The 19,751-nt window shown below is 66.6% G+C and carries 18 protein-coding genes; 10 read left to right on the top strand and 8 right to left on the bottom strand.

Annotation, left to right across the window (positions count from 1 at the left end; all coding sequences use genetic code 11):
* Nucleotides 1-6 precede the first annotated feature (6 nt).
* Nucleotides 7-3,078: an efflux RND transporter permease subunit gene (locus tag RTK35_RS12720; RefSeq protein ID WP_316908166.1), complete on the top strand. Its 3,072-nt coding sequence runs from the start codon at nt 7-9 to the stop codon at nt 3,076-3,078.
* Nucleotides 3,079-3,156: 78 nt separating this feature from the next.
* Nucleotides 3,157-3,648: an STY0301 family protein gene (locus RTK35_RS12715; protein WP_316908165.1), complete on the top strand. Its 492-nt coding sequence runs from the start codon at nt 3,157-3,159 to the stop codon at nt 3,646-3,648.
* Nucleotides 3,649-3,744: 96 nt separating this feature from the next.
* On the opposite strand, the gene rnt is transcribed toward RTK35_RS12715, so the two are convergent.
* Together rnt and pyrC are read right to left on the bottom strand one after the other, a co-directional pair.
* The gene (gene rnt, locus RTK35_RS12710) at nt 3,745-4,413 is read right to left on the bottom strand and encodes a ribonuclease T (RefSeq protein ID WP_069561313.1); all 669 of its coding nucleotides are present in this window, start codon (nt 4,411-4,413) and stop codon (nt 3,745-3,747) included.
* Nucleotides 4,410-5,456 (bottom strand): dihydroorotase, encoded by a 1,047-nt coding sequence (gene pyrC / locus RTK35_RS12705; protein WP_044413214.1) that lies wholly within the window; start codon nt 5,454-5,456, stop codon nt 4,410-4,412. The genes rnt and pyrC overlap by 4 nt, the downstream gene beginning before the upstream one ends.
* Before the next feature lie 161 nt (nt 5,457-5,617).
* Here pyrC and RTK35_RS12700 point away from each other — a divergent pair, with 161 nt between their 5' ends.
* The 3 genes from RTK35_RS12700 (at nt 5,618) to gloA (ending at nt 8,440) form a co-directional block, all read left to right on the top strand.
* Nucleotides 5,618-6,619, top strand: coding sequence for a flagellar protein MotY (locus RTK35_RS12700; RefSeq protein WP_410478654.1), 1,002 nt, complete (start codon nt 5,618-5,620; stop codon nt 6,617-6,619).
* Nucleotides 6,620-6,737: 118 nt separating this feature from the next.
* Nucleotides 6,738-7,955: an argininosuccinate synthase gene (locus RTK35_RS12695; protein WP_316908164.1), complete on the top strand. Its 1,218-nt coding sequence runs from the start codon at nt 6,738-6,740 to the stop codon at nt 7,953-7,955.
* Nucleotides 7,956-8,047: 92 nt separating this feature from the next.
* A complete protein-coding gene (gloA, locus tag RTK35_RS12690) occupies nt 8,048-8,440 on the top strand; it encodes a lactoylglutathione lyase (RefSeq protein ID WP_044413224.1) in 393 nt (130 codons plus the stop codon).
* Nucleotides 8,441-8,486: 46 nt separating this feature from the next.
* On the opposite strand, the gene RTK35_RS12685 is transcribed toward gloA, so the two are convergent.
* The 4 genes from RTK35_RS12685 to plsB form a co-directional block, all read right to left on the bottom strand.
* Nucleotides 8,487-9,164: a DUF4197 domain-containing protein gene (locus RTK35_RS12685; protein WP_044413226.1), complete on the bottom strand. Its 678-nt coding sequence runs from the start codon at nt 9,162-9,164 to the stop codon at nt 8,487-8,489.
* 30 nt (nt 9,165-9,194) lie between these two features.
* On the bottom strand, nt 9,195-9,596 hold the full coding sequence (locus RTK35_RS12680) for a YbaY family lipoprotein (protein ID WP_044413229.1): 402 nt from the start codon (nt 9,594-9,596) through the stop codon (nt 9,195-9,197).
* Between the two features lie 71 nt (nt 9,597-9,667).
* Nucleotides 9,668-10,624: a hypothetical protein gene (locus tag RTK35_RS12675; RefSeq protein WP_316908163.1), complete on the bottom strand. Its 957-nt coding sequence runs from the start codon at nt 10,622-10,624 to the stop codon at nt 9,668-9,670.
* A gap of 161 nt (nt 10,625-10,785) precedes the next feature.
* A complete protein-coding gene (gene plsB, locus RTK35_RS12670) occupies nt 10,786-13,290 on the bottom strand; it encodes a glycerol-3-phosphate 1-O-acyltransferase PlsB (RefSeq protein ID WP_316908162.1) in 2,505 nt (834 codons plus the stop codon).
* 239 nt (nt 13,291-13,529) lie between these two features.
* On the opposite strand from plsB, the gene RTK35_RS12665 reads away from it, so the two are divergent.
* The 5 genes from RTK35_RS12665 (at nt 13,530) to RTK35_RS12645 (ending at nt 18,538) form a co-directional block, all read left to right on the top strand.
* A complete protein-coding gene (locus tag RTK35_RS12665) occupies nt 13,530-14,453 on the top strand; it encodes an ABC transporter ATP-binding protein (protein WP_074969236.1) in 924 nt (307 codons plus the stop codon).
* Nucleotides 14,450-15,184: an ABC transporter permease subunit gene (locus tag RTK35_RS12660; RefSeq protein ID WP_044413238.1), complete on the top strand. Its 735-nt coding sequence runs from the start codon at nt 14,450-14,452 to the stop codon at nt 15,182-15,184. Before RTK35_RS12665 ends, RTK35_RS12660 begins: the two co-directional genes overlap by 4 nt.
* A gap of 1 nt (nt 15,185) precedes the next feature.
* Complete coding sequence (locus RTK35_RS12655) at nt 15,186-17,018, top strand: GldG family protein (protein ID WP_044413240.1); 1,833 nt, start codon at nt 15,186-15,188, stop codon at nt 17,016-17,018.
* Nucleotides 17,019-17,027: 9 nt separating this feature from the next.
* Complete coding sequence (locus RTK35_RS12650) at nt 17,028-18,011, top strand: DUF4340 domain-containing protein (protein ID WP_107329839.1); 984 nt, start codon at nt 17,028-17,030, stop codon at nt 18,009-18,011.
* A 317-nt stretch (nt 18,012-18,328) separates the two neighbouring features.
* The gene (locus RTK35_RS12645) at nt 18,329-18,538 is read left to right on the top strand and encodes a cold-shock protein (protein WP_044413245.1); all 210 of its coding nucleotides are present in this window, start codon (nt 18,329-18,331) and stop codon (nt 18,536-18,538) included.
* A 286-nt stretch (nt 18,539-18,824) separates the two neighbouring features.
* On the opposite strand, the gene RTK35_RS12640 is transcribed toward RTK35_RS12645, so the two are convergent.
* Together RTK35_RS12640 and nth are read right to left on the bottom strand one after the other, a co-directional pair.
* Complete coding sequence (locus tag RTK35_RS12640) at nt 18,825-19,004, bottom strand: PA3496 family putative envelope integrity protein (protein WP_044413248.1); 180 nt, start codon at nt 19,002-19,004, stop codon at nt 18,825-18,827.
* A 108-nt stretch (nt 19,005-19,112) separates the two neighbouring features.
* Nucleotides 19,113-19,751: an endonuclease III gene (nth, locus tag RTK35_RS12635; protein WP_044413251.1), complete on the bottom strand. Its 639-nt coding sequence runs from the start codon at nt 19,749-19,751 to the stop codon at nt 19,113-19,115.

Raw genomic sequence — 19,751 nt, 5'->3', positions numbered from 1 at the left:
GGCACGGTGAACTTCAACCTTTCCGCCTGGGCGCTGAAGAACCGCCAAATCGTCCTCTACGTCATGTTGCTCCTGGGTATCGTCGGTGCCCTGTCGTACTCCAAGCTGGGGCAGAGCGAAGACCCGCCCTTCACCTTCAAGGCCATGGTGATCCGCACCAATTGGCCCGGCGCCAGCGCCGAAGAGGTCTCCCGCCAGGTCACCGAGCGCATCGAGAAGAAGCTGATGGAAACCGGCGAGTACGACCGCATCGTGTCGTTCTCCCGGCCGGGTGAATCCCAGGTCACCTTCCTGGCGCGGGACTCGATGCACTCCAACGAGATTCCTGAGCTCTGGTACCAGGTTCGCAAGAAGATCAACGACATCCGCTACACCCTGCCCCAGGGCATCCAGGGGCCGTTCTTCAACGACGAGTTCGGCACCACCTTCGGCAACATCTACGCCCTCACTGGCGAGGGTTTCGACTACGCCGTGCTCAAGGACTACGCCGACCGCATCCAGCTGCAACTGCAGCGGGTGAAGGACGTGGGCAAGGTCGAACTGATCGGCCTGCAGGACGAGAAGATCTGGATCGAACTCTCCAACACCAAGGCCGCGACCCTCGGCCTGCCGCTGGCGGCCGTGCAGCAGGCGCTGGAAGAGCAGAACGCCGTGGCGGCCGCCGGCTTCTTCGAGACGCCCACCGACCGCGTGCAACTGCGGGTGAGCGGACGCTTCGATTCGGTGAAGGAGATCCGCGACTTCCCCATCCGCGTGGGGGATCGCACCTTCCGCATTGGTGATGTGGCCGAAGTGCGCCGGGGCTTCAACGACCCGCCGGCGCCGCGCATGCGCTTCATGGGCGAGAACGCCATCGGCCTCGCGGTCTCGATGAAAGCCGGGGGCGACATCCTGGTCCTCGGCCAGGCGCTGGAGGGCGAGTTCGCCCGCCTGCAGGAAACCCTCCCGGCCGGCATGCAGCTGCGCAAGGTGTCCGACCAGCCGGCTGCGGTGAAGACCGGCGTGGGCGAGTTCGTCCGGGTGCTCACCGAGGCGCTGATCATCGTGCTGCTGGTGAGCTTCTTCTCCCTCGGCCTGCGCACCGGCCTGGTGGTGGCGCTGTCCATCCCCCTGGTGCTGGCGATGACCTTCGCCGCGATGCACTACTTCGGCATCGGCCTGCACAAGATTTCCCTCGGCGCGCTGGTGCTGGCCCTGGGCCTGCTGGTGGACGACGCGATCATCGCGGTGGAGATGATGGCCATCAAGATGGAGCAGGGCTACGACCGCCTCAAGGCGGCCAGCTTCGCCTGGACCAGCACCGCCTTCCCTATGCTCACCGGCACCCTGATCACCGCCGCCGGCTTCCTGCCCATCGCCACCGCCCAGTCCGGCACCGGCGAGTACACCCGCTCGATCTTCCAGGTGGTGACCATCGCCCTGCTGGTGTCCTGGATCGCCGCCGTGATGTTCGTGCCCTACCTCGGTGACCGGCTGCTGCCCGACCTGGCCAAGCGCCACGCCGAGAAGCACGGCGGCGACGGCGCCCACGACCCCTACGCCACGCCCTTCTACCAGCGCGTGCGGCGGGTGGTGGAGTGGTGCGTACGCCGGCGCAAGACGGTCATCGTGCTGACCCTGGTGGCGTTCGTCGCCTCCATCGCCTTGTTCCGTTTCGTGCCCCAGCAGTTCTTCCCCGCCTCCGGGCGCCTGGAGCTGATGGTGGACCTAAAGCTGGGTGAGGGCGCCTCCCTGCTCAACACCGAAGCCGAGGCCGCGCGCCTGGAGGCGCTGCTCAAGGACCACCCCGGCATCGACAACTACGTGGCCTACGTCGGCACCGGGTCGCCGCGCTTCTACCTGCCCCTCGACCAGCAGTTGCCGGCGGCGAGCTTTGCCCAGTTCGTGGTGCTGGCCAAGACCATCGAGGACCGCGAGGCGGTGCGCAGCTGGCTGATCCAGGTGCTCAACGACGAGTTCCCGGCGGTGCGCACCCGCGTGTCCCGCCTGGAGAACGGCCCGCCGGTGGGTTACCCGGTGCAGTTCCGCGTGTCCGGCGAGCACATCGACGAAGTCCGCGCCCTGGCCCGCAAGGTGGCCGACAAGGTGCGCGAGAACCCCCACGTGGTGAACGTGCACCTGGACTGGGAGGAGCCGAGCAAGGTGGTGCGGCTGAACATCGACCAGGACCGCGCCCGCGCCCTGGGCGTGAGCACCGCCGACCTGTCGCGCTTCCTGCAGAGTTCCCTCAGCGGCAGCACCGTCAGCCAGTACCGCGAGGACAACGAGCTGATCGACATCCTCCTGCGCGGCACCCCGCGCGAGCGCGAGGAACTGGCCCTGCTGCCGAGCCTGGCAGTGCCCACCGACAGCGGCCGCAGCGTGCCGCTGTCCCAGGTGGCGACCCTGGAGTACGGCTTCGAGGAAGGCATCATCTGGCATCGCAACCGCCTGCCGACGGTCACCGTGCGCGCCGACATCTACGACAAGTCGCTGCCGGCCAGCCTGGTGACGCAGATCCAGCCGACCCTCGACCCGATCCGCGCCGAGCTGCCCAGCGGCTACCTGCTGGAGGTGGGCGGCACGGTGGAGGACTCCGCGCGTGGGCAGAAGTCGGTCAACGCCGGTGTGCCGCTGTTCATCGTGGTGGTGCTGACGCTGCTGATGCTGCAGCTCAAGAGCTTCTCGCGCTCGGCCATGGTGTTCCTCACCGCGCCCCTGGGGCTGATCGGCGTGACCCTGTTCCTCCTGGTGTTCCGCCAGCCGTTCGGCTTCGTGGCGATGCTCGGCACCATCGCCCTGTCGGGGATGATCATGCGCAACTCGGTGATCCTCGTGGACCAGATCGAGCAGGACATCGCCGCCGGCCTGGACAAGTGGCACGCCATCATCGAGGCCACGGTGCGGCGCTTCCGGCCCATCGTGCTCACCGCCCTGGCAGCGGTGCTGGCAATGATCCCGCTGTCGCGCAGCGTGTTCTTCGGCCCCATGGCGGTGGCCATCATGGGCGGCCTGATCGTCGCCACCGCGCTGACCTTGCTGTTCCTGCCGGCGCTCTACGCGGCCTGGTTCAGGGTCAAGCCGGCCGAGCGGGTCTGATCAGGAAACGTGAACGGGGGCTTTGGCCCCCGTTTTGCAAACCGCTGAATGCTGCGAGTGACGGGGTGGATTTTCCACTTGCTGTCGAAGGAGGTTTTCGATTTGAACAAGGGATGTTTTCTCTGGATAGGCCTGCTGTCCGCCGTATTCTGGAGTCAGGGGGCCGCTGCATATGAACTGCAATGCCCCTCTTTTGTAAATGCAACATCGCCAGGCGCCGTATCAGCTCCGGAAGGGTGGGGGGCGAACGTGAGAGACAGGAAGCTCTGGGTGGATGGGATGGGGCTCATTTCCGGGCCGCCGGAAGAAATGGGTGTTCTGAAGCCTGAGCCATTCATGCTGAATGGCAAGGAGCGAGATGGCTGGAATGAGCTTGATAATCCGATCGATCAAAAGCGGGGGCTATGGTTCTTCTGCAGTTATGCGACGCAATACATTGTCCTGACGAAGAAACTCGACCGCCCTGTTCAGGGGTGCTGGATGGAGGAAGACGTCCGTACTGGACCCCGCCCCTACACCCTGTATTGCAAGCCTGCCGAATCACCTGGTGATACCGGCACGGGGCAATAGCCTGAGCAGGTCAGTCAGGCGCCCGCCTGGTTGTCGAAACGTCATGAAAAAGGCCGCGCGTACCAGGTACGGGCGGCCTTTTTCGTGGCGGTGGGATCAGTCGTCGATCCAGCCGCCCATTTCCTTCCAGCGGTTGACGATGCCGCAGAACAGCTCGGCCGTCTTCTCGGTGTCGTAGCGTGCCGAGTGTGCCTCGCGGCCATCGAATTCGATGCCGGCGGCCTGGCAGGCCTTGGCCAGCACCGTCTGGCCGTAGGCCAGGCCCGCCAGGGTGGCGGTGTCGAAGCTGGAGAAGGGGTGGAAGGGGTTGCGCTTGATGCCGGTGCGGTTCACGGCGGCATTCAGGAAGCCCAGGTCGAAGCTGCTGTTGTGCCCCACGAGGATGGCGCGCTTGCAGCCATGTGCCTTGATGGACTTGCGCAGGCCCCGGAATATCTCGCCCAGGGCATGTTCCTCGGTCACGGCCATGCGCAGCGGGTGGTCCAGCTTGATCCCGGTGAACTCCAGGGCAGCCTGTTCGATGTTGGCGCCCTCGAAGGGCTCGACCCGGAAGAAGTGCGTGTGGTCCGGGTAGAGGAAGCCGCCTTCATCCATCGAGATGGTGGTGGCGGCGATCTCCAGCAGGGCGTCGGTGGCGCAGTTGAAACCACCGGTCTCCACGTCCACCACCACCGGCAGGTAGCCACGGAAGCGTGCCGCCATCGGGTGGCGCGGGCCGGACGGCAGGCTGCCGTCGAGTTCGTCGTCGAAGAATTCCTCGCTCACGCCTGGCCCTCCAGCAGTCGCCAACGCAGGGTTTCGCCCGCGCGCAGGGGCACCACGCTGTTCTCGCCCAGGGGCAGGGTGGCCGGAGCGGTCCAGTCCTCGCGTACCAGGGTGATGGTGTCGGTGTTGCGCGGCAGGCCGTAGAAATCGGGGCCGTGGTGGCTGGCGAAGGCTTCCAGCTTGTCCAGGGCGTTGCGCTGCTCGAAGGCCTCGGCGTACAGCTCGATGGCCGCATACGCGGTGTAGCAGCCGGCGCAGCCGCAGGCGGCTTCCTTGGCGTGCTGGGCGTGGGGCGCGGAGTCGGTGCCGAGGAAGAATTGCGGGCTGCCGCTGGTGGCGGCGTCCAGCAGGGCTTCCTGGTGGACGTTGCGCTTGAGGATCGGCAGGCAATAGAAGTGCGGGCGGATGCCGCCCACCAGCATGTGGTTGCGGTTGTACAGCAGGTGGTGGGCGGTGATGGTGGCGCCCACGTTGCTGGAGGCCGAGCGCACGAACTGCACGGCGTCACCGGTGGTGATGTGCTCGAACACCACCTTCAGGGTGGGGAAGCGCTCGACAACGCGCACCAGGTGCTCGTCGATGAAGGCCTTCTCGCGGTCGAACACGTCGATCTCGCTGCGGGTCACTTCGCCGTGCACCAGCAGCAGCATGCCGACTTCGGCCATGGCTTCCAGCACCGGGAAGATGGCGTCGATGCGCGTCACCCCGGAATCGGAGTTGGTGGTGGCGCCTGCCGGGTAGAGCTTGGCGGCGTGGACGAAACCGCTGGCCTTGGCGGCGCGGATGTCCTCGGGGCGGGTGCGGTCGGTGAGGTACAGCACCATCAGCGGTTCGAACCCGCTGCCGGCCGGACGGGCGGCGAGGATGCGCTGGCGGTAGGCGTCGGCTTCCTCGGCGTTGCGCACCGGGGGCACCAGGTTGGGCATGATGATGGCGCGGCCGAAGGTGCGCGCGGCATCGGCCACGGTGTGGGCCAGCACGGCGCCATCACGCAGGTGGATGTGCCAGTCGTCGGGACGCAGCAGGGTCAGGCGGTCGGACATGGGGGGATTCCAGGCGGGTGAAACTCGGCGTGCATGCTACCGGAAAAGCCCGGCCGGGGCACGGGCGGCGCTTCAGGCCCGAGGGCGCCGAACGGCGCTTAAGTTTTCCGCCTTCGCACCGATAGCCCTTGTGAACCTGACGTCTTTCCCCGGAGCCAGCCGTGCGCGCTTTTCCCATCGCCCTGCTCAGCCTCATTGCCCTGCCGGCCATGGCCATCACCTTCCAGACCCGCCTGGAGAAGGTGGAGTGGAAGGTGGAAGGGGACAAGTTCGAGTGCCGCCTGTCGCAGCCGATCACCGACTTCGGCAGCGGCGAGTTCGTCCGCCGTGCCGGCGAGCAGGTCACCTTCCGCCTCAAACCCAACGAGCGCTGGATGGGCGGCGGCCAGGCGACCCTGCTGGCGGCGGCAGCGCCCTGGCAGCCCGGGCGCGGCGACATCAACCTCGGCGCCGTGGCGGTAGGCAACGGCGAAGTACCGTTCAACAGCAACCAGCTGCAGGGCGGGCGCCTGCTCACCGGTCTGCTGGAGGGGCGCAGCCCGCTGGTGCGCCACCGCACCCAGCAGGGCGGGGACGCCCTGGAGGTGCGCTTGCTGCCGGTGCATTTCAATAAGGCCTACAACGACTACCTGGCCTGCACCGCCAAGCTGCTGCCGGTGAATTTCGATCAGGTGAAGAAGTTGGAGCTGGGCTTTCCCGGCGGCGGCGTGGCGCTGGACCCGATGGCCCGCGCCAAGCTGGAGATCGTCCTCGACTACATGAAGGCCGACCCGGCGGTGAACCACATCGAGATCGACGGCCACTCCGACAACGCCGGCAACCGCCTGACCAACCGTGACCTGTCGCGGCGCCGGGCGCTGGCGGTGTTCGACTACTTCAAGGCCAATGGCGTGCCGGAGTCGCAGATGGTGATGCGCTTCCACGGCGAGCGCTACCCGCTGGTGCCCAACACCAACGAGGCCAACCGGGCGAAGAACCGCCGGGTCGCCGTGGCCCTGTCCAAGGAGCCGGAGGCACCCCCGGCGGAAACCCCAGCCGCCGCACCGGCCACCGAGCCGGCCACCGAGCCGGCACCGGCGACGGCCCCTGCCGCACCCGCCATGGCGCCTGCCGTGCCCCCGACCGCCAGCCCAGCGCCTGCCAAGCCGGCGTCCGCCTCCTGAGCGGCGCCGGATCGAAAGAATCTGTCGCCTGGTCGTCATTGCCTGTCGCGCCACTGTAATTTGGCCGCCAGGGTCAGTAGAATCCCCGGTTTTCGTACAACCCCGTGGAGTTGATGGCATGGCGGACGTGAAGAAGGTTGTCCTGGCTTATTCCGGTGGCCTGGACACCTCGGTGATCCTGAAGTGGCTGCAAGATACCTATAACTGCGAAGTGGTGACCTTCACCGCCGACCTCGGCCAGGGCGAGGAGGTCGAGCCGGCCCGTGCCAAGGCCCAGGCCATGGGCGTCAAGGAAATCTACATCGATGACCTGCGCGAAGAGTTCGTCCGCGACTTCGTGTTCCCGATGTTCCGTGCCAACACCATCTACGAAGGCGAGTACCTGCTGGGCACGTCCATCGCCCGTCCGCTGATCGCCAAGCGCCTGATCGAGATCGCCAACGAGACCGGCGCCGACGCCATCTCCCACGGTGCCACCGGCAAGGGCAACGACCAGGTCCGCTTCGAGCTGGGCGCCTACGCGCTGAAGCCGGGCGTCAAGGTCATCGCCCCCTGGCGTGAGTGGGACCTGCTGTCCCGCGAGAAGCTGATGGATTACGCCGAGAAGCACGGCATCCCGATCGAGCGCCACGGCAAGAAGAAGTCCCCGTACTCCATGGACGCCAACCTGCTGCACATCTCCTATGAGGGCGGCGTGCTGGAAGACACCTGGACCGAGCACGAAGAGGACATGTGGCGCTGGACCCAGTCCCCGGAAGCCGCACCGAACACCCCGACCTACATCGAGCTGACCTACCGCGCCGGTGACATCGTCGCCATCGACGGCAAGGACATGACCCCGGCCCAGGTGCTGACCGAGCTGAACCGCATCGGTGGCGAGAACGGCATCGGCCGCCTCGACATCGTCGAGAACCGCTACGTCGGCATGAAGTCCCGCGGCTGCTACGAGACCCCCGGCGGCACCATCATGCTCAAGGCCCACCGCGCCATCGAGTCCATCACCCTGGACCGCGAAGTGGCCCACCTGAAAGACGAGCTGATGCCCAAGTACGCCAGCCTCATCTACACCGGCTACTGGTGGAGCCCCGAGCGCCTGATGCTGCAGCAGATGATCGACGCCTCCCAGGCCAACGTGAATGGCGTGGTACGCCTGAAGCTGTACAAGGGCAACGTCATCGTCGTGGGCCGCAAGTCCGACGACTCGCTGTTCGACGCCAACATCGCCACCTTCGAAGAAGATGGCGGCGCGTACAACCAGGCGGACGCGGCGGGCTTCATCAAGCTCAACGCCCTGCGCATGCGCATCGCCGCCGGCAAGGGCCGCAAGCTGTTCTGATAAGCTCAGCGTCCCGTGCCAAAAGGAACCCCGGCCACGAGCCGGGGTTCTGCTTTTATGAGCCCTGATCGGGCAACCAAGAGGAATCCCTGATGAGACTGCTGCATACCATGCTGCGCGTCGGCGATCTGGACAAATCCATCGCCTTCTACACCGAAGTCCTGGGCATGACCCTGCTGCGTCGCAAGGACTACCCGGACGGCCAGTTCACCCTGGCGTTCGTCGGCTACGGCGACGAGGCCCACAACAGCGTGATCGAGCTGACCCACAACTGGGGCGTGGACAAGTACGAGCTGGGCACCGGCTACGGCCACATCGCACTGGAAGTGGCGGACGTCTACAAGGCCTGCGAGGACATCCGCGCCCGTGGCGGCAAGGTCACCCGCGAGCCGGGGCCGATGAAGCACGGCACCAGCATCCTGGCCTTCGTCGAGGACCCGGACGGCTACAAGATCGAGTTGCTGTCGCCTTCGCGCAACGACTGACAAAAAAGCCCGGCAGATGCCGGGCTTTTTCTTGGCGCGGGCGGGCTCAGAGCACGCCGAACACCTTCTTCGCCAGGCTGGTGGCGGCACCGGCCGGGTTCTGGCGGATGCTCGCTTCCTGCTCGGCGATCATCTTGAACAGGCCATCCAGCGCCTCTTCGGTCACGTAGCTCTCGATGTTGGCGCTCTTGGCGTCCACCACCCCGAAGCTCGCGGCCTGGCCGGCGAAGCTGTTGTACTGCTGCGCCAGGCCGACCTGGTCGGTGGCCTTCTTCACGATGGGCAGGAACTTGGCACGCAGCTGCTCGCGGCTGGTCTTGTTCAGGTACTGGGTGGCGGAGTCCTGCGGGCCGGTGAGGATGCCCTTGGCGTCCTGCACGGTCATCTTCTTCACCGCGTCCACCAGCAGGGCCTGGGCCTGCGGCACCGCGGCCTCGGCGGCCTTGTTCATGCTGGTTTCCAACTGCTCCACCTGGTCGCCCATGCCCATCATCTTCATGGTCTTGGCGGCCTTGCCCAGCTTGCCGGGCAGCTCGATGCGCACCTCGGGGTTGTTGCTGAAGCCGCCCGGCTTGCCGAGCTGCTGCACGGCGACCTTGGCGCCTTGAGTGAGGGCATCCTTCAGGCCGCCGGCGGCGTCTTGCTGGCTGAGGTCGCTGAGGGAGAGGGCGAAGGCGTTGACGGAGAGGGCCAGGCCGGCGACCAGGGCAGTGAGTCGGAACATGAGGGCTTCCTTGGGCTGGTGGAGTTCGGATCAGCGAACCGGGTCGACCCGGATGCGCAGGGGCTGCGGGTCGGTGCCGTCGAGTTTAACCGAGTGGCGTTCGCTGCTGATGAACATCAGCTTGCCGTCGAGCTCGATGCGCGCCGCCACGGCGTACTGGTGGCCGCTCTGCAGATTGGCCGGGTCGTAGCTGAGCTGGAAGGCCAGGGGCACCTGGCCCTCGATGCGGCCCTGCTGGTGAGCCAGTTCGCGGGCGGGGGCATCCGCCAGCGAGACGTCCACCAGGGTGACCCGCAGGGTTGCATCCGGCGGCAGGGCCATGCGCTGCAGGTAGTACACCTCGCCTTCGAGCTGGGCCATCGAGGCCGTTTGCGGGGTGGTGCAGGCGCCGAGCAGCAGGCTGGCGAAGAGCAGGGGCAGGGTTCTTTTCATGAGTACATTCCGTGATTGGACCCCACACACTATAGAGCGTCGGGGCAGACCGGGCTGGCGGCATCGCCGGTTCAGTCATCGACCACCGGCAGGGCCTTGCCGATGGCGCCCAGTGTGTTGTTCACGTGGACGTTCTCGTTGACGGTGCGCATCAGCCGGCGGAGGCGCTCCTTGGCAGCCACCAGCTTCTCGATCTGCACATCCAGCTCCGCAGCGCGACGATCGAGGGCGGCTTCGTGCTCGGCCAGACGCGTGCGGCGCTGCTCCTGTTCGTCCTGGCGCGCCTGGAGCTGGGCCTCCAGTGCCTGCAGACGGGCTTCCTGTGCCTGCAGCTCGCGCTCGCGCTCGGCCAGTCCCGGGTCTGGCTGAAGGGGGCTGCTGTCCGGCTGGCGGCGGGTGAACACGCCGGCCATCTCCACCAGGGTGTTGAGGGTGGCCTGCACCTCCCTGAGCATCTGTTCGCTGCGGCTGGCGTTGTGGGGCACCGGGGCTGGGTGCTCGGGCGCGTCTGCTGCCTGCCGGGGCTCCACCGTCGCCACTGGCGAGTCGTGCAGGGGGGATTCGTAGGGCTGGTAGGGCAGCGGATGGGCCGAGTAGAAGGGCGCGCCGATGTTGTCGCTGCTGCGGCAGGCCAGCAGTGTCTGGATGGCGCCGGGGCCGAGGGTCAGCGGGTGGTGCTGTTCCATGCAGGTGGGGTGCGGGGTGAGGGGCGGGCCCAGGCGTTCGATGCGGATGAAGTGGAAGGCGGTGGCCGCATCGCGATTCCCGCGTGCGCCCTCGATGATCTGGCGCAACGCCCGGCGGGCGACCTGGCAGGCGCGCTCGTCCAGGCTGCTCAACTGGTATCCCCCCTCGGCCAGGGGCGCCAGGGCGGCGAGGTAGACCCAGGACGTGCCCTGGGGCCCGGCTTCATTGAGGGTGTAGACGAGGACGTTGGCTTCGATCTCGGGGATGGCGAGGCTGCACAGCACGGCGGCGTTGAACGCCTCCCGCTGGCCGTTCTCGACGGTGATGGTTCTCAGCAGCATGGGGGTTCCCTGGGTGAAGAGGGCAGAAGGACGCGCGAATACGCAGCCGCCATGGTACTGAGGGCCGGACGGGCAGCCCCTCGGGGGATTCTGTCCGGCTTGTAGGGCATTTCTTCTAGTGGGCGAAGCAGAAAGCGGGCGGCCGAAGCCGCCCGCCTGGATCAGGAGGCTTCGGCCTGCGGCTCGTCCTGGGGGGCTTCGTCCGTCTGGCGCTCCAGTGCCACCTGGCGGATGGAGAGACGGATCTCGGCGGTGAGCACGCGCTTGGCCGCGCCCTCGGCCAGGTCGCCCAGTTCGGGGTGGTAGCTGAGCTTGCCGGCTTCGTCCTGGCGCAGCACGCGCTGGTCCAGCAGGGTCTGGATGAAGTGGCGGAACAGCGTCTTGTCGAAGAACTCCGGGGCGTTGAGGCCATGGAGGATCGACAGGCGCTGGGCCATGACGGTGCACAGGTTCTCCAGCTCCTCGGCGGTGAGCTGGTTCTGCCCGGCGTTGAGCAGCAGGGCGATGGCCATGTAGAAGCGCTGCAGCGTCTGGGCGATGGCGCGGGACATCAGCGTCAACAGCACGAACTGCCGCGAGCTGGGCGCCGGGCGCACGTACACGTCGTTCTCCACCTTCAGCAGCCCCTGCTCGACGAAGGCGGCCAGCCACTGGTCCACCACCGCGTCCAGCTCGTCCAGGTTCCAGCGGATGAACAGCTCGGCTTGCAGGTACGGGTACAGGGCGCGGGTGTAGCGCAGGATCTGCTCGCGGCTGCTGCGTCCGCTGCTCTGGAAGAAGCTGGCCAGCAGCCCCGGCAGGGCGAAGATATGCAGCACGTTGTTGCGGTAGTAGGTCATCAGGACGGCGTTCTGCTCGTCCAGGTAGAGGATCTTGCCCAGGGCGTCCTTCTGCTCGGCCAGCAGGTCCATGCTCTGCACGTACTGGATCAGCGCCTGGCCGTTGCCTTCCGGCAGGGTGGCGTGGGGCGAGTAGGGCACCGCGCGCAGCAGGGCCAGGTACAGGTCCAGGACGCGGGTCAGCGCACGTTCGTCCAGGGCCAGGCGGCTGGTGGAGAGCAGCGCCAGGGCCACCAGGTTGACCGGGTTGATCGCCGCCGCGTCGTTGAGGTGGCGGGCGATGCGCACGGCCAGGCGGTTGGTGGTGTCGTTGAGCCAGGCCGGGCGGAACTGCGGTCCCAGCTCCTGGGCGCGCCAGTCCGGTTGCTGCTGGTCGAGGAACTCCGCCAGCTTGATCGGCTCGCCGAAGTTCACCGCGACGCTGCCGAAACGCAGCTTCAGGGCGCCGATGACCTTGAAGATGTCGAAGATCGACTCCTTCTTCTTGCTCGCGCCGCGCAGCTCGCCCAGGTAGGTGCGGCCTTCCAGCACGCGCTCGTAGCCGATGTACACCGGGACGAAGACGATGGGCAGGCGCGAGGAACGCAGGAAGCTGCGCAGGGTGATAGCGAGCATGCCGGTCTTCGGGTGCAGCATGCGCCCGGTGCGCGAGCGCCCGCCCTCGACGAAGTACTCCACCGGGAAGCCACGGCTGAACAGGGTGTGCAGGTACTCGTTGAACACCGAGGTGTAGAGCGGGTTGCCCTTGAAGGTACGGCGCATGAAGAAGGCGCCGCCACGGCGCAGCAGGCCGCCGATCACCGGCATGTTGAGGTTGATGCCGGCGGCGATGTGCGGCGGCGTCAGGCCGTTGCGGAACAGCAGGTAGGACAGCAGCAGGTAGTCGATGTGGCTGCGGTGGCAGGGCACGTAGATCACCTCGTGACCCTGGGCGATGTCCTGCACGCCCTCGATGTGGTTGACCTTGATGCCCTCGTAGAGCTTGTTCCAGAACCAGCTCAGCACCACTTCGAGGAAGCGGATCGCCGTGTAGGCGAAGTCGGAGGCGATCTCGTTGCCGTACTTCAGTGCCTGGGCCTCGGCCTTGGCCGGGCTGATCTTCTCGCGCTCGGCTTCCTCGGCGATGGCCTGGCGCACCAGCGGTGCATGCACCAGCCCTTTCACCAGGTTGCGGCGGTGGGAGAGGTCGGGGCCGATCACGGCGGTCTTCTGGTTGCGGAAGTGCACCCGCAGGATGCGCTGCACCATGCGCTGGGTGCGCTCCGGGCCCTTGCCCTGGGCGATCAGCTCGCGCAGGTGGATGGGGGCGGAGAACTGCACCCGAGTCTTGCGCCCGAGGATGAGGATGCTGACCAGCTTGCGCAGGCGCCCGGTCACGGCCCAGCTGTCGGCGAACAGCAGCTTCCAGGGGCTGGTCTCGCGGTCCGGGGACTGGCCCCAGAACACCGTCACCGGAATGATCTGCGCGTCATCCACCGCGTGCTGCTGGATGGCGTCCAGCACCCGCACCAGGGTCGGCGAGGTGCCGCGCTTGTCCTGCCCGCCGAACCAGCCCGGCTCCGGGGTCAGGTAGAAGAAGGCGGCCGGCTCCAGGCTGTCGCCCACTGCCACCGGCAGCACCGGGCGGGGCAGGCCGGCCTTGGTGCATTCCCGGTCCACCACCGCCAGGTCGCTGGCCGAGGGTTGCTGCAGCACGTAGAGCACGGGCTTGCTGCGGTCGAGCTTGAGGGTGAAGGCGGACTGGTTGATGGTTTCCGAGCGCACCCACAGGTAGAGGAGGCGGCGCAGGGTGCCGAAGGCCAGGCGGCGGAACGGGGAACGGGTCATACGGGCGTCGTGGTGTGGAACGAGCGTGTGCTCGGGGCGGCTAGTGTGCCGTATTCGCTGACCCGCCGCAAAAAGCCGAATCCCGCTTTTGCAGGGCTGAATCCCACGTTACAGCAGGAAACTTTCGGCACGCTTCGCTGTCTTGCTATGCCGCCGGGGGACTCCTTATAGTCCGCCGGCGTTTTGCAGGGCCCCTGAGGCCAGCATGGCCGGGGGCTTTTCCCGTTGGGGTAGAGGCCATGATCGACATAAGAAAACTGACCAGACGATTCGCGCAGCACACCGCCGTGGACGACCTGTCCTTCGCGGTCGAGCCGGGGGAAGTGCTCGGCTTCCTCGGCCCGAATGGCGCCGGCAAGTCCACCACCATGAAGATGCTCACCGGCTTCCTGGCGCCCACCTCCGGCACCGCCAGCATCTTCGGCCACGACATCCAGACCCAGACCCTGCAGGCCCAGCGCAGCCTCGGCTACCTGCCCGAGGGCGCGCCCTGCTACGGCGACATGACGGTGCGCGGCTTCCTCGAATTCATCGCCGAGATCCGTGGCTTCCGTGGCGCCGAGAAGAAGGCCCGCGTCGCCCAGGCCGCCGGCCAGGTGGAGCTGGACAAGGTGCTCGGGCAGAGCATCGAGACCCTGTCCAAGGGCTTCAAGCGCCGCGTCGGGCTGGCCCAGGCCATCCTCCATGACCCTCGCGTGCTGATCCTCGACGAGCCCACCGACGGCCTCGACCCGAACCAGAAGCACCAGGTACGCCAGCTCATCCAGAGCCTGGCCCGGGACAAGATCGTGATCATCTCCACCCACATCCTCGAAGAGGTGACGGCGGTGTGCACCCGCGCGGTGGTGATCGCCGCCGGCAAGCTGGTGGCCGACGACACCCCCTACGAGCTGGAGCGCCGCTCCCGCTACCACCAGGCGGTGACCCTGGTGGCCGACGAGCCCCTCGATCCGCTGGCGCTGGCCGTGCTGCCGGGCGTTGCCGGTGTCGAGGAAAACGCCGCTGGCGGTGGCCTGACGGTGCTGGCCAAGCCGGGTGAGGTGATCTTCCCGCAGGTCAACCAGCTCATCCACCAGCGCGGCTGGCGGGTCAAGGAGCTGGATGTGGAGCGCGGCCGCCTCGACGAAGTCTTCCGCAGCCTGACCCGGGGGGAAGCGGCATGAAGCAGTTGCCGGTCATCTTCAAGCGCGAGCTGGCGAGCTATTTCGCCACCCCGCTGGCCTATGTGTTCATCGTGATCTTCCTGGTGCTGTCCGGGGTCTTCACCTTCTACCTGGGCGGTTTCTTCGAAAGCGGCCAGGCCAGCCTGGCACCCTTCTTCAACTTCCACCCCTGGCTCTACCTGTTCCTGGTGCCGGCCATCGCCATGCGCCTGTGGGCGGAGGAGCGCAAGTCCGGCTCCATCGAACTGCTGATGACCCTTCCGGTCACCCGCTTCGAGGCGGTCACCGGCAAGTTCCTCGCCGCCTGGGCCTTCGCCGGCCTGGCGCTGCTGCTGACCTTCCCCATGGTCATCACCGTCAACTACCTGGGCGAGCCGGACAACGGCGCCATCGTCACCGGCTACATCGGCAGCTGGCTGCTGGCCGGCTCCTACCTGGCGGTGGGCTCGTGCATGTCGGCGCTGGCCAAGAACCAGGTGATCGCCTTCATCCTCGCCGTGGTGGTGTGCTTCCTGTTCATCGTCAGCGGCTTCCCGCTGGTGCTCGACGCCTTCAGCGCCTGGGCCCCGCAATGGCTGCTGGACGCCGTCGCCTCGCTGAGCTTCCTGACCCGCTTCGATGCCATCAGCAAGGGCGTGATCGACCTCCGCGACCTGCTCTACTTCCTCTCCCTGATCGCCGCGTGGCTGGCCGCCACCGCCGTGGTGGTCGATCTGAAGAAGGCCGACTGACATGAAAAAACTGATGTATTCCAGCGCCGGCCTGCTGCTCATCGCCCTGGCCTTCCTGGCGTTCAACATGGTCTCGGGCCTGGCGCTGACCAATGCCCGCCTCGACCTCACCGAGCAGAAGCTCTACACCATCTCCGACGGCACCCGGCAGATCCTCGGGGAGCTGGACGAGCCCATCAACCTGTACTTCTTCTACTCCGACAAGTCCGCCAAGGACCTGGTGGTACTGCGCAACTACGCCCGCCGCGTGGAGGAGATGCTCAAGGCCTACGCCCAGGCGGCGGACGGCAAGATCAAGCTGCACATCGTCGACCCCGAGCCCTTCTCCGAGGACGAGGACAAGGCCGCTGAGTTCGGCCTCCAGGCGGTGCCCGCCCAGCAGGGGGGCGACGCCATCTACTTCGGCCTGGCCGGCACCAACAGCGTCGACGACCACCAGGTGATCCCGTTCTTCCCGCTGGACCAGGAAGAGTTCCTCGAATACGAGGTCAGCCGCCTGGTGCAGAGCCTGGCGCATCCCCAGCGCCCGGTGGTCGGCGTGCTCTCCGGGCTGCCGCTCAACGGCGGCTTCGACATGCAGACCCAGCAGCCCAGCTCGCCGTGGATGGTGATGGAGGAAATCCGCCAGCTGTTCCAGATCGAGAGCCTCAAGCCCGACGTCGACCAGATCCCCGACAAGGTCTCGGTGCTGCTGCTGGTGCACCCGAAGAACCTGTCCGAGCAGACCCAGTACGCCATCGACCAGTTCGTCCTGCGGGGCGGCAAGCTGCTGGCCTTCGTCGACCCCTGGAGCGAAGCCGACCACGCCATGCCGATGCCCGGCGAGATGGGCGGCGAGGGCAAGAGCTCCGACCTGCCGGCGCTGTTCAAGGCCTGGGGCTTCGAGATGCTGCCCGGCAAGGTACTGGGCGACGGTGCCTACGCCATGTCGGTGAGCATGGGCCAGGGCGAGCGCCCGGCCCGTCATCCGGCCTGGCTGACCCTGCCGCGCCAGGCGCTGGACCCGAGCGACGTGGCCACCGCCAACCTGGAGACCCTGACGGTCGCCACCGCCGGCATCCTGCGCCCGCTGGAGGGCGCCAAGACCCACTTCGTGCCGCTGATCCACAGCTCCGAGTACGCCATGCCGTTCGACGCCCAGCGCTTCGCCATGCTGCGTAACCCGCAGGAGCTGATGGGCGAGCTGAACCCCAGCGGTGACCGCTACACCGTCGCGGCCCGTATCAGCGGGCCGGCGCAGAGCGCCTTCCCCGACGGCATCGAAGGGCGCAAGGACGGGCTGAAGTCGGCCGACAACATCAACGTCATCGTGGTCGCCGACACCGACATGCTCAGCGACCGCATGTGGGTGCAGGTGCAGGACTTCTTCGGCCAGCGCGTGCCGCAGCCCTGGGCGGACAACTCCGCCTTCGCCATCAACGCCCTGGACAACCTCTCCGGCTCCGAGGCACTGATCAGCGTGCGCTCCCGCGGTCGCTTCACCCGCCCCTTCACCGTGGTGGAAGACCTCCAGCGCCAGGCCGAAGCGCGTTTCCGCGAGCAGGAGCAGGCCCTCAAGCAGCGCCTGTCCGAGACCGAGGAGAAGCTGGCCAGCCTGCAGAACCAGGACCCGGCCAAGGCCCTGGAACTGACCCCCGAGCAGCAGGCCACCCTGCAGCAGTTCATGCAGGAGAAGCTGCGCATCCGCAAGGAGCTGCGCGAGGTCAACTACCAGCTCAACGCCGACATCGAGAAGCTCGGCCGCACGCTCAAGTTCATCAACATCGCCCTGGTGCCGCTGGTGCTGACCCTGGGCGTGCTGCTGCTGTGGGCCTGGCGCCGTCGCCGCGCCTGAGGAGAGGACATGGGACGCAAGGCTTTCATCTTCCTGTTCATCTTGGCCGCCGCACTGGGTGGCACCTACCTGGCGCTGCAGCGCCAGGCGGGGCCGACGCCGGGGGCGGAGGCCCAGGCCTGGCTGCCGGCCCTGCAGGGCCGGCTGGCCGACATCGATGCCATCGAGGTGCAGCGGCCCGGTCAGCCGCCGGTGCACCTGGCGCGTCGCGACTCCACCTGGGTGGTGGCGGACAAGGCCGGCTACCCGGCCGATGCCCGCGCCGTGGCCGACCTGCTGCGGGCCCTGGGCGAGGCGCGCCGGGTCGAGGCGCGTACCGCCAAGCCTGAGCTGCACGCCCAGCTGGGCCTGGCCGAGAAACCCGGAGAAGGCCAGGCCCTGCGTCTGGTGGTGCGCGGGCAGAACGGCCTGCCGCAGCAGGACCTGCTGATCGGCAAGCCCGGCCAGCAGGGCAAGGGGCAACTGGTGCGCCTGCCCGGCGACAACCAGAGCTGGCTGATCGACCGGCGCATCGAGCTGCCCGAGACCGAGCTGGCCTGGCTCGACCGGCGCATCGCCGCCATTCCCTTCTCCAGCGTGCGCCAGGTCGAAGTCCGCTACCCCCAGGGCAAGGAACTGACGGTGTACCGCGACGCCGAGAATGAGCCGAACATGAAGGTCCGCCAGCTGCCGGCCGGTCGCAAGCTGGCCTACGAGGCAGCGGCCAACGGCATGGCGGCGGTGTTCGCCGGCCTGCAGTTCGCCGACGCCGCGCCGCTGGACCAGGTCCAGTTCAAGGACAAGCCGCTGCTCAGCTTCGAACTGCAGACCTTCGCCGGCGGCCGCCTCACCGGCGAACTGCTGGGGCAGGGTGAGCAGTACTGGTTGCGCCTGACCGGCCAGGAGAAGCTCGACGACCAGGTACCGGGGCGTACCGATTGGGCCTACCTGATCGAGCCCTTCCAGTACCAGGCACTGGCCAGAAAGCTGGAGGACCTGCTCTCGGCGAAGTGAGCCTCAGGGCGTTTCCGGGCCCTGCCCAGGGGCCCGGAGCGCCTTCGCCGAAATGCCCCATTTTGTGACGCGAAAGCCCCGGAAAAGGGCGTGAACACCTAGTCTCACGGCGTTTTCCGCATGCCGGAAAAAAGTGCTTTTCTGTAGCATTTCCTGTCGTATACTCCGGGCGCGGTGGTTAAAAGAACGCCTTTCGGAGTACCCGCCCACGCCTCGTCAGACCGCGGTCGGATATCGAGAAAAATACGTCTTTACCAACCCGTCTAAGTCCCAGGATTGGGGCCAACAACAAAATTGCGAGTTTGGAGAGAGTAGTAATGGCTGATCGTGAGGTCGGAACCGTCAAGTGGTTCAATGACGCTAAAGGCTATGGATTCATCCAGCGTGAAAGCGGTCCGGATGTATTCGTTCACTACCGCGCTATCCGCGGCGAAGGTCACCGTTCCCTGGTCGAAGGCCAGAAGGTCGAGTTCTCGGTGATCCAGGGCCAGAAAGGCCTGCAGGCGGAAGACGTCGCCCGCGTCTGAGTCTCCAAGCGAAAGGCCCGTCCAAGCGACGGGCCTTTTGTTTGTCCCCTTCTTGCCGCTGTCCTGCGGCGCCCCTTCGTGACCTGCCGTTCTCGCCCGCTCGCTGACTGCTGGCGAATGCGTTTTTCGGGCTGCCGCTCCAGCGCCCGACTGCACGGCATGAATGCTCTGCGCACCTTTCTGCAACGCTCAGCGCCTTGCAGCCGTCCTGCTCTGCAACGCGCGGCTGGTTGTGCACGGCCAACAAAAAGCCCCGCAGGTGCGGGGCTCTTTCAGGCGCTGTCGATCACAGGTCGAAGTCGTAGTCGTTCAGCTGCTTCTGCAGGCGACGCTCTTCGAGGTAGTTGTCGATGATGCGCCGCTTGGTCAGGTTGGTCTTGGCCACTTCGGCAGGCGCCTCGGCTTCTTCCGCTTCCTCGGCGATGAAGTCTTCCTCGATCTCGATCTCTTCTTTGACAGTGCTCATTCAGGTCACTCCACGATGCGGGGCGGTGATGGCGCACCTTATAGCGACAAAGAATCGGCCGGTAAAAAAGATTTTTTCAATTGAAAACCAGGACTTTGCAGGGTCCGCTCAATCGTCCGAAGTCTTCGCCTTGTACTCGCACAAGTCCTCGATCCGGCAGGCTCCGCAGCGCGGCTTCCGGGCGACGCACACATAGCGCCCATGGAGGATCAGCCAATGGTGGGCGTCCAGCAGGTAGTCCTTCGGCACGAACTTCACCAGCTTCTTCTCCACCTCCAGCACGGTCTTGCCCGGGGCGATGCCGGTGCGGTTGCTGACGCGGAAGATGTGGGTGTCCACCGCCATCACCGGCTGGCGGAAGGCAGTGTTGAGCACCACGTTCGCCGTCTTGCGGCCCACGCCGGGCAGGGCCTCCAGGTCCTCGCGGTTGTCCGGCACCTGGCTGCCGTGCTTCTCCATGAGGATGCGGCAGGTCTCGATGACGTTCTTCGCCTTGCTGTTGTACAGGCCGATGGTCTTGATGTACTCCGACAGGCCCTCCACCCCCAGCGCGTGGATGGCTTCGGGGGTATTGGCCACCGGGTACAGCCGGGCGGTGGCCTTGTTGACGCTGACGTCGGTGGCCTGGGCGGAGAGGATCACCGCGATCAGCAGTTCGAAGGGCGTGGTGTAGGCCAGCTCGGTCTTGGGATCGGGGTTGTCTTCGTGCAGGCGACGGAAGATTTCCAGGCGTTTGGCAGCGTTCAT

This window comes from Pseudomonas sp. zfem003, assembly GCF_032621675.1.
Taxonomy (GTDB): Bacteria; Pseudomonadota; Gammaproteobacteria; order Pseudomonadales; family Pseudomonadaceae; genus Metapseudomonas; species Metapseudomonas otitidis.
The sequence above is the reverse complement of the archived record's forward strand: the minus strand, read 5'-3'. Positions and strand labels throughout refer to the sequence as shown.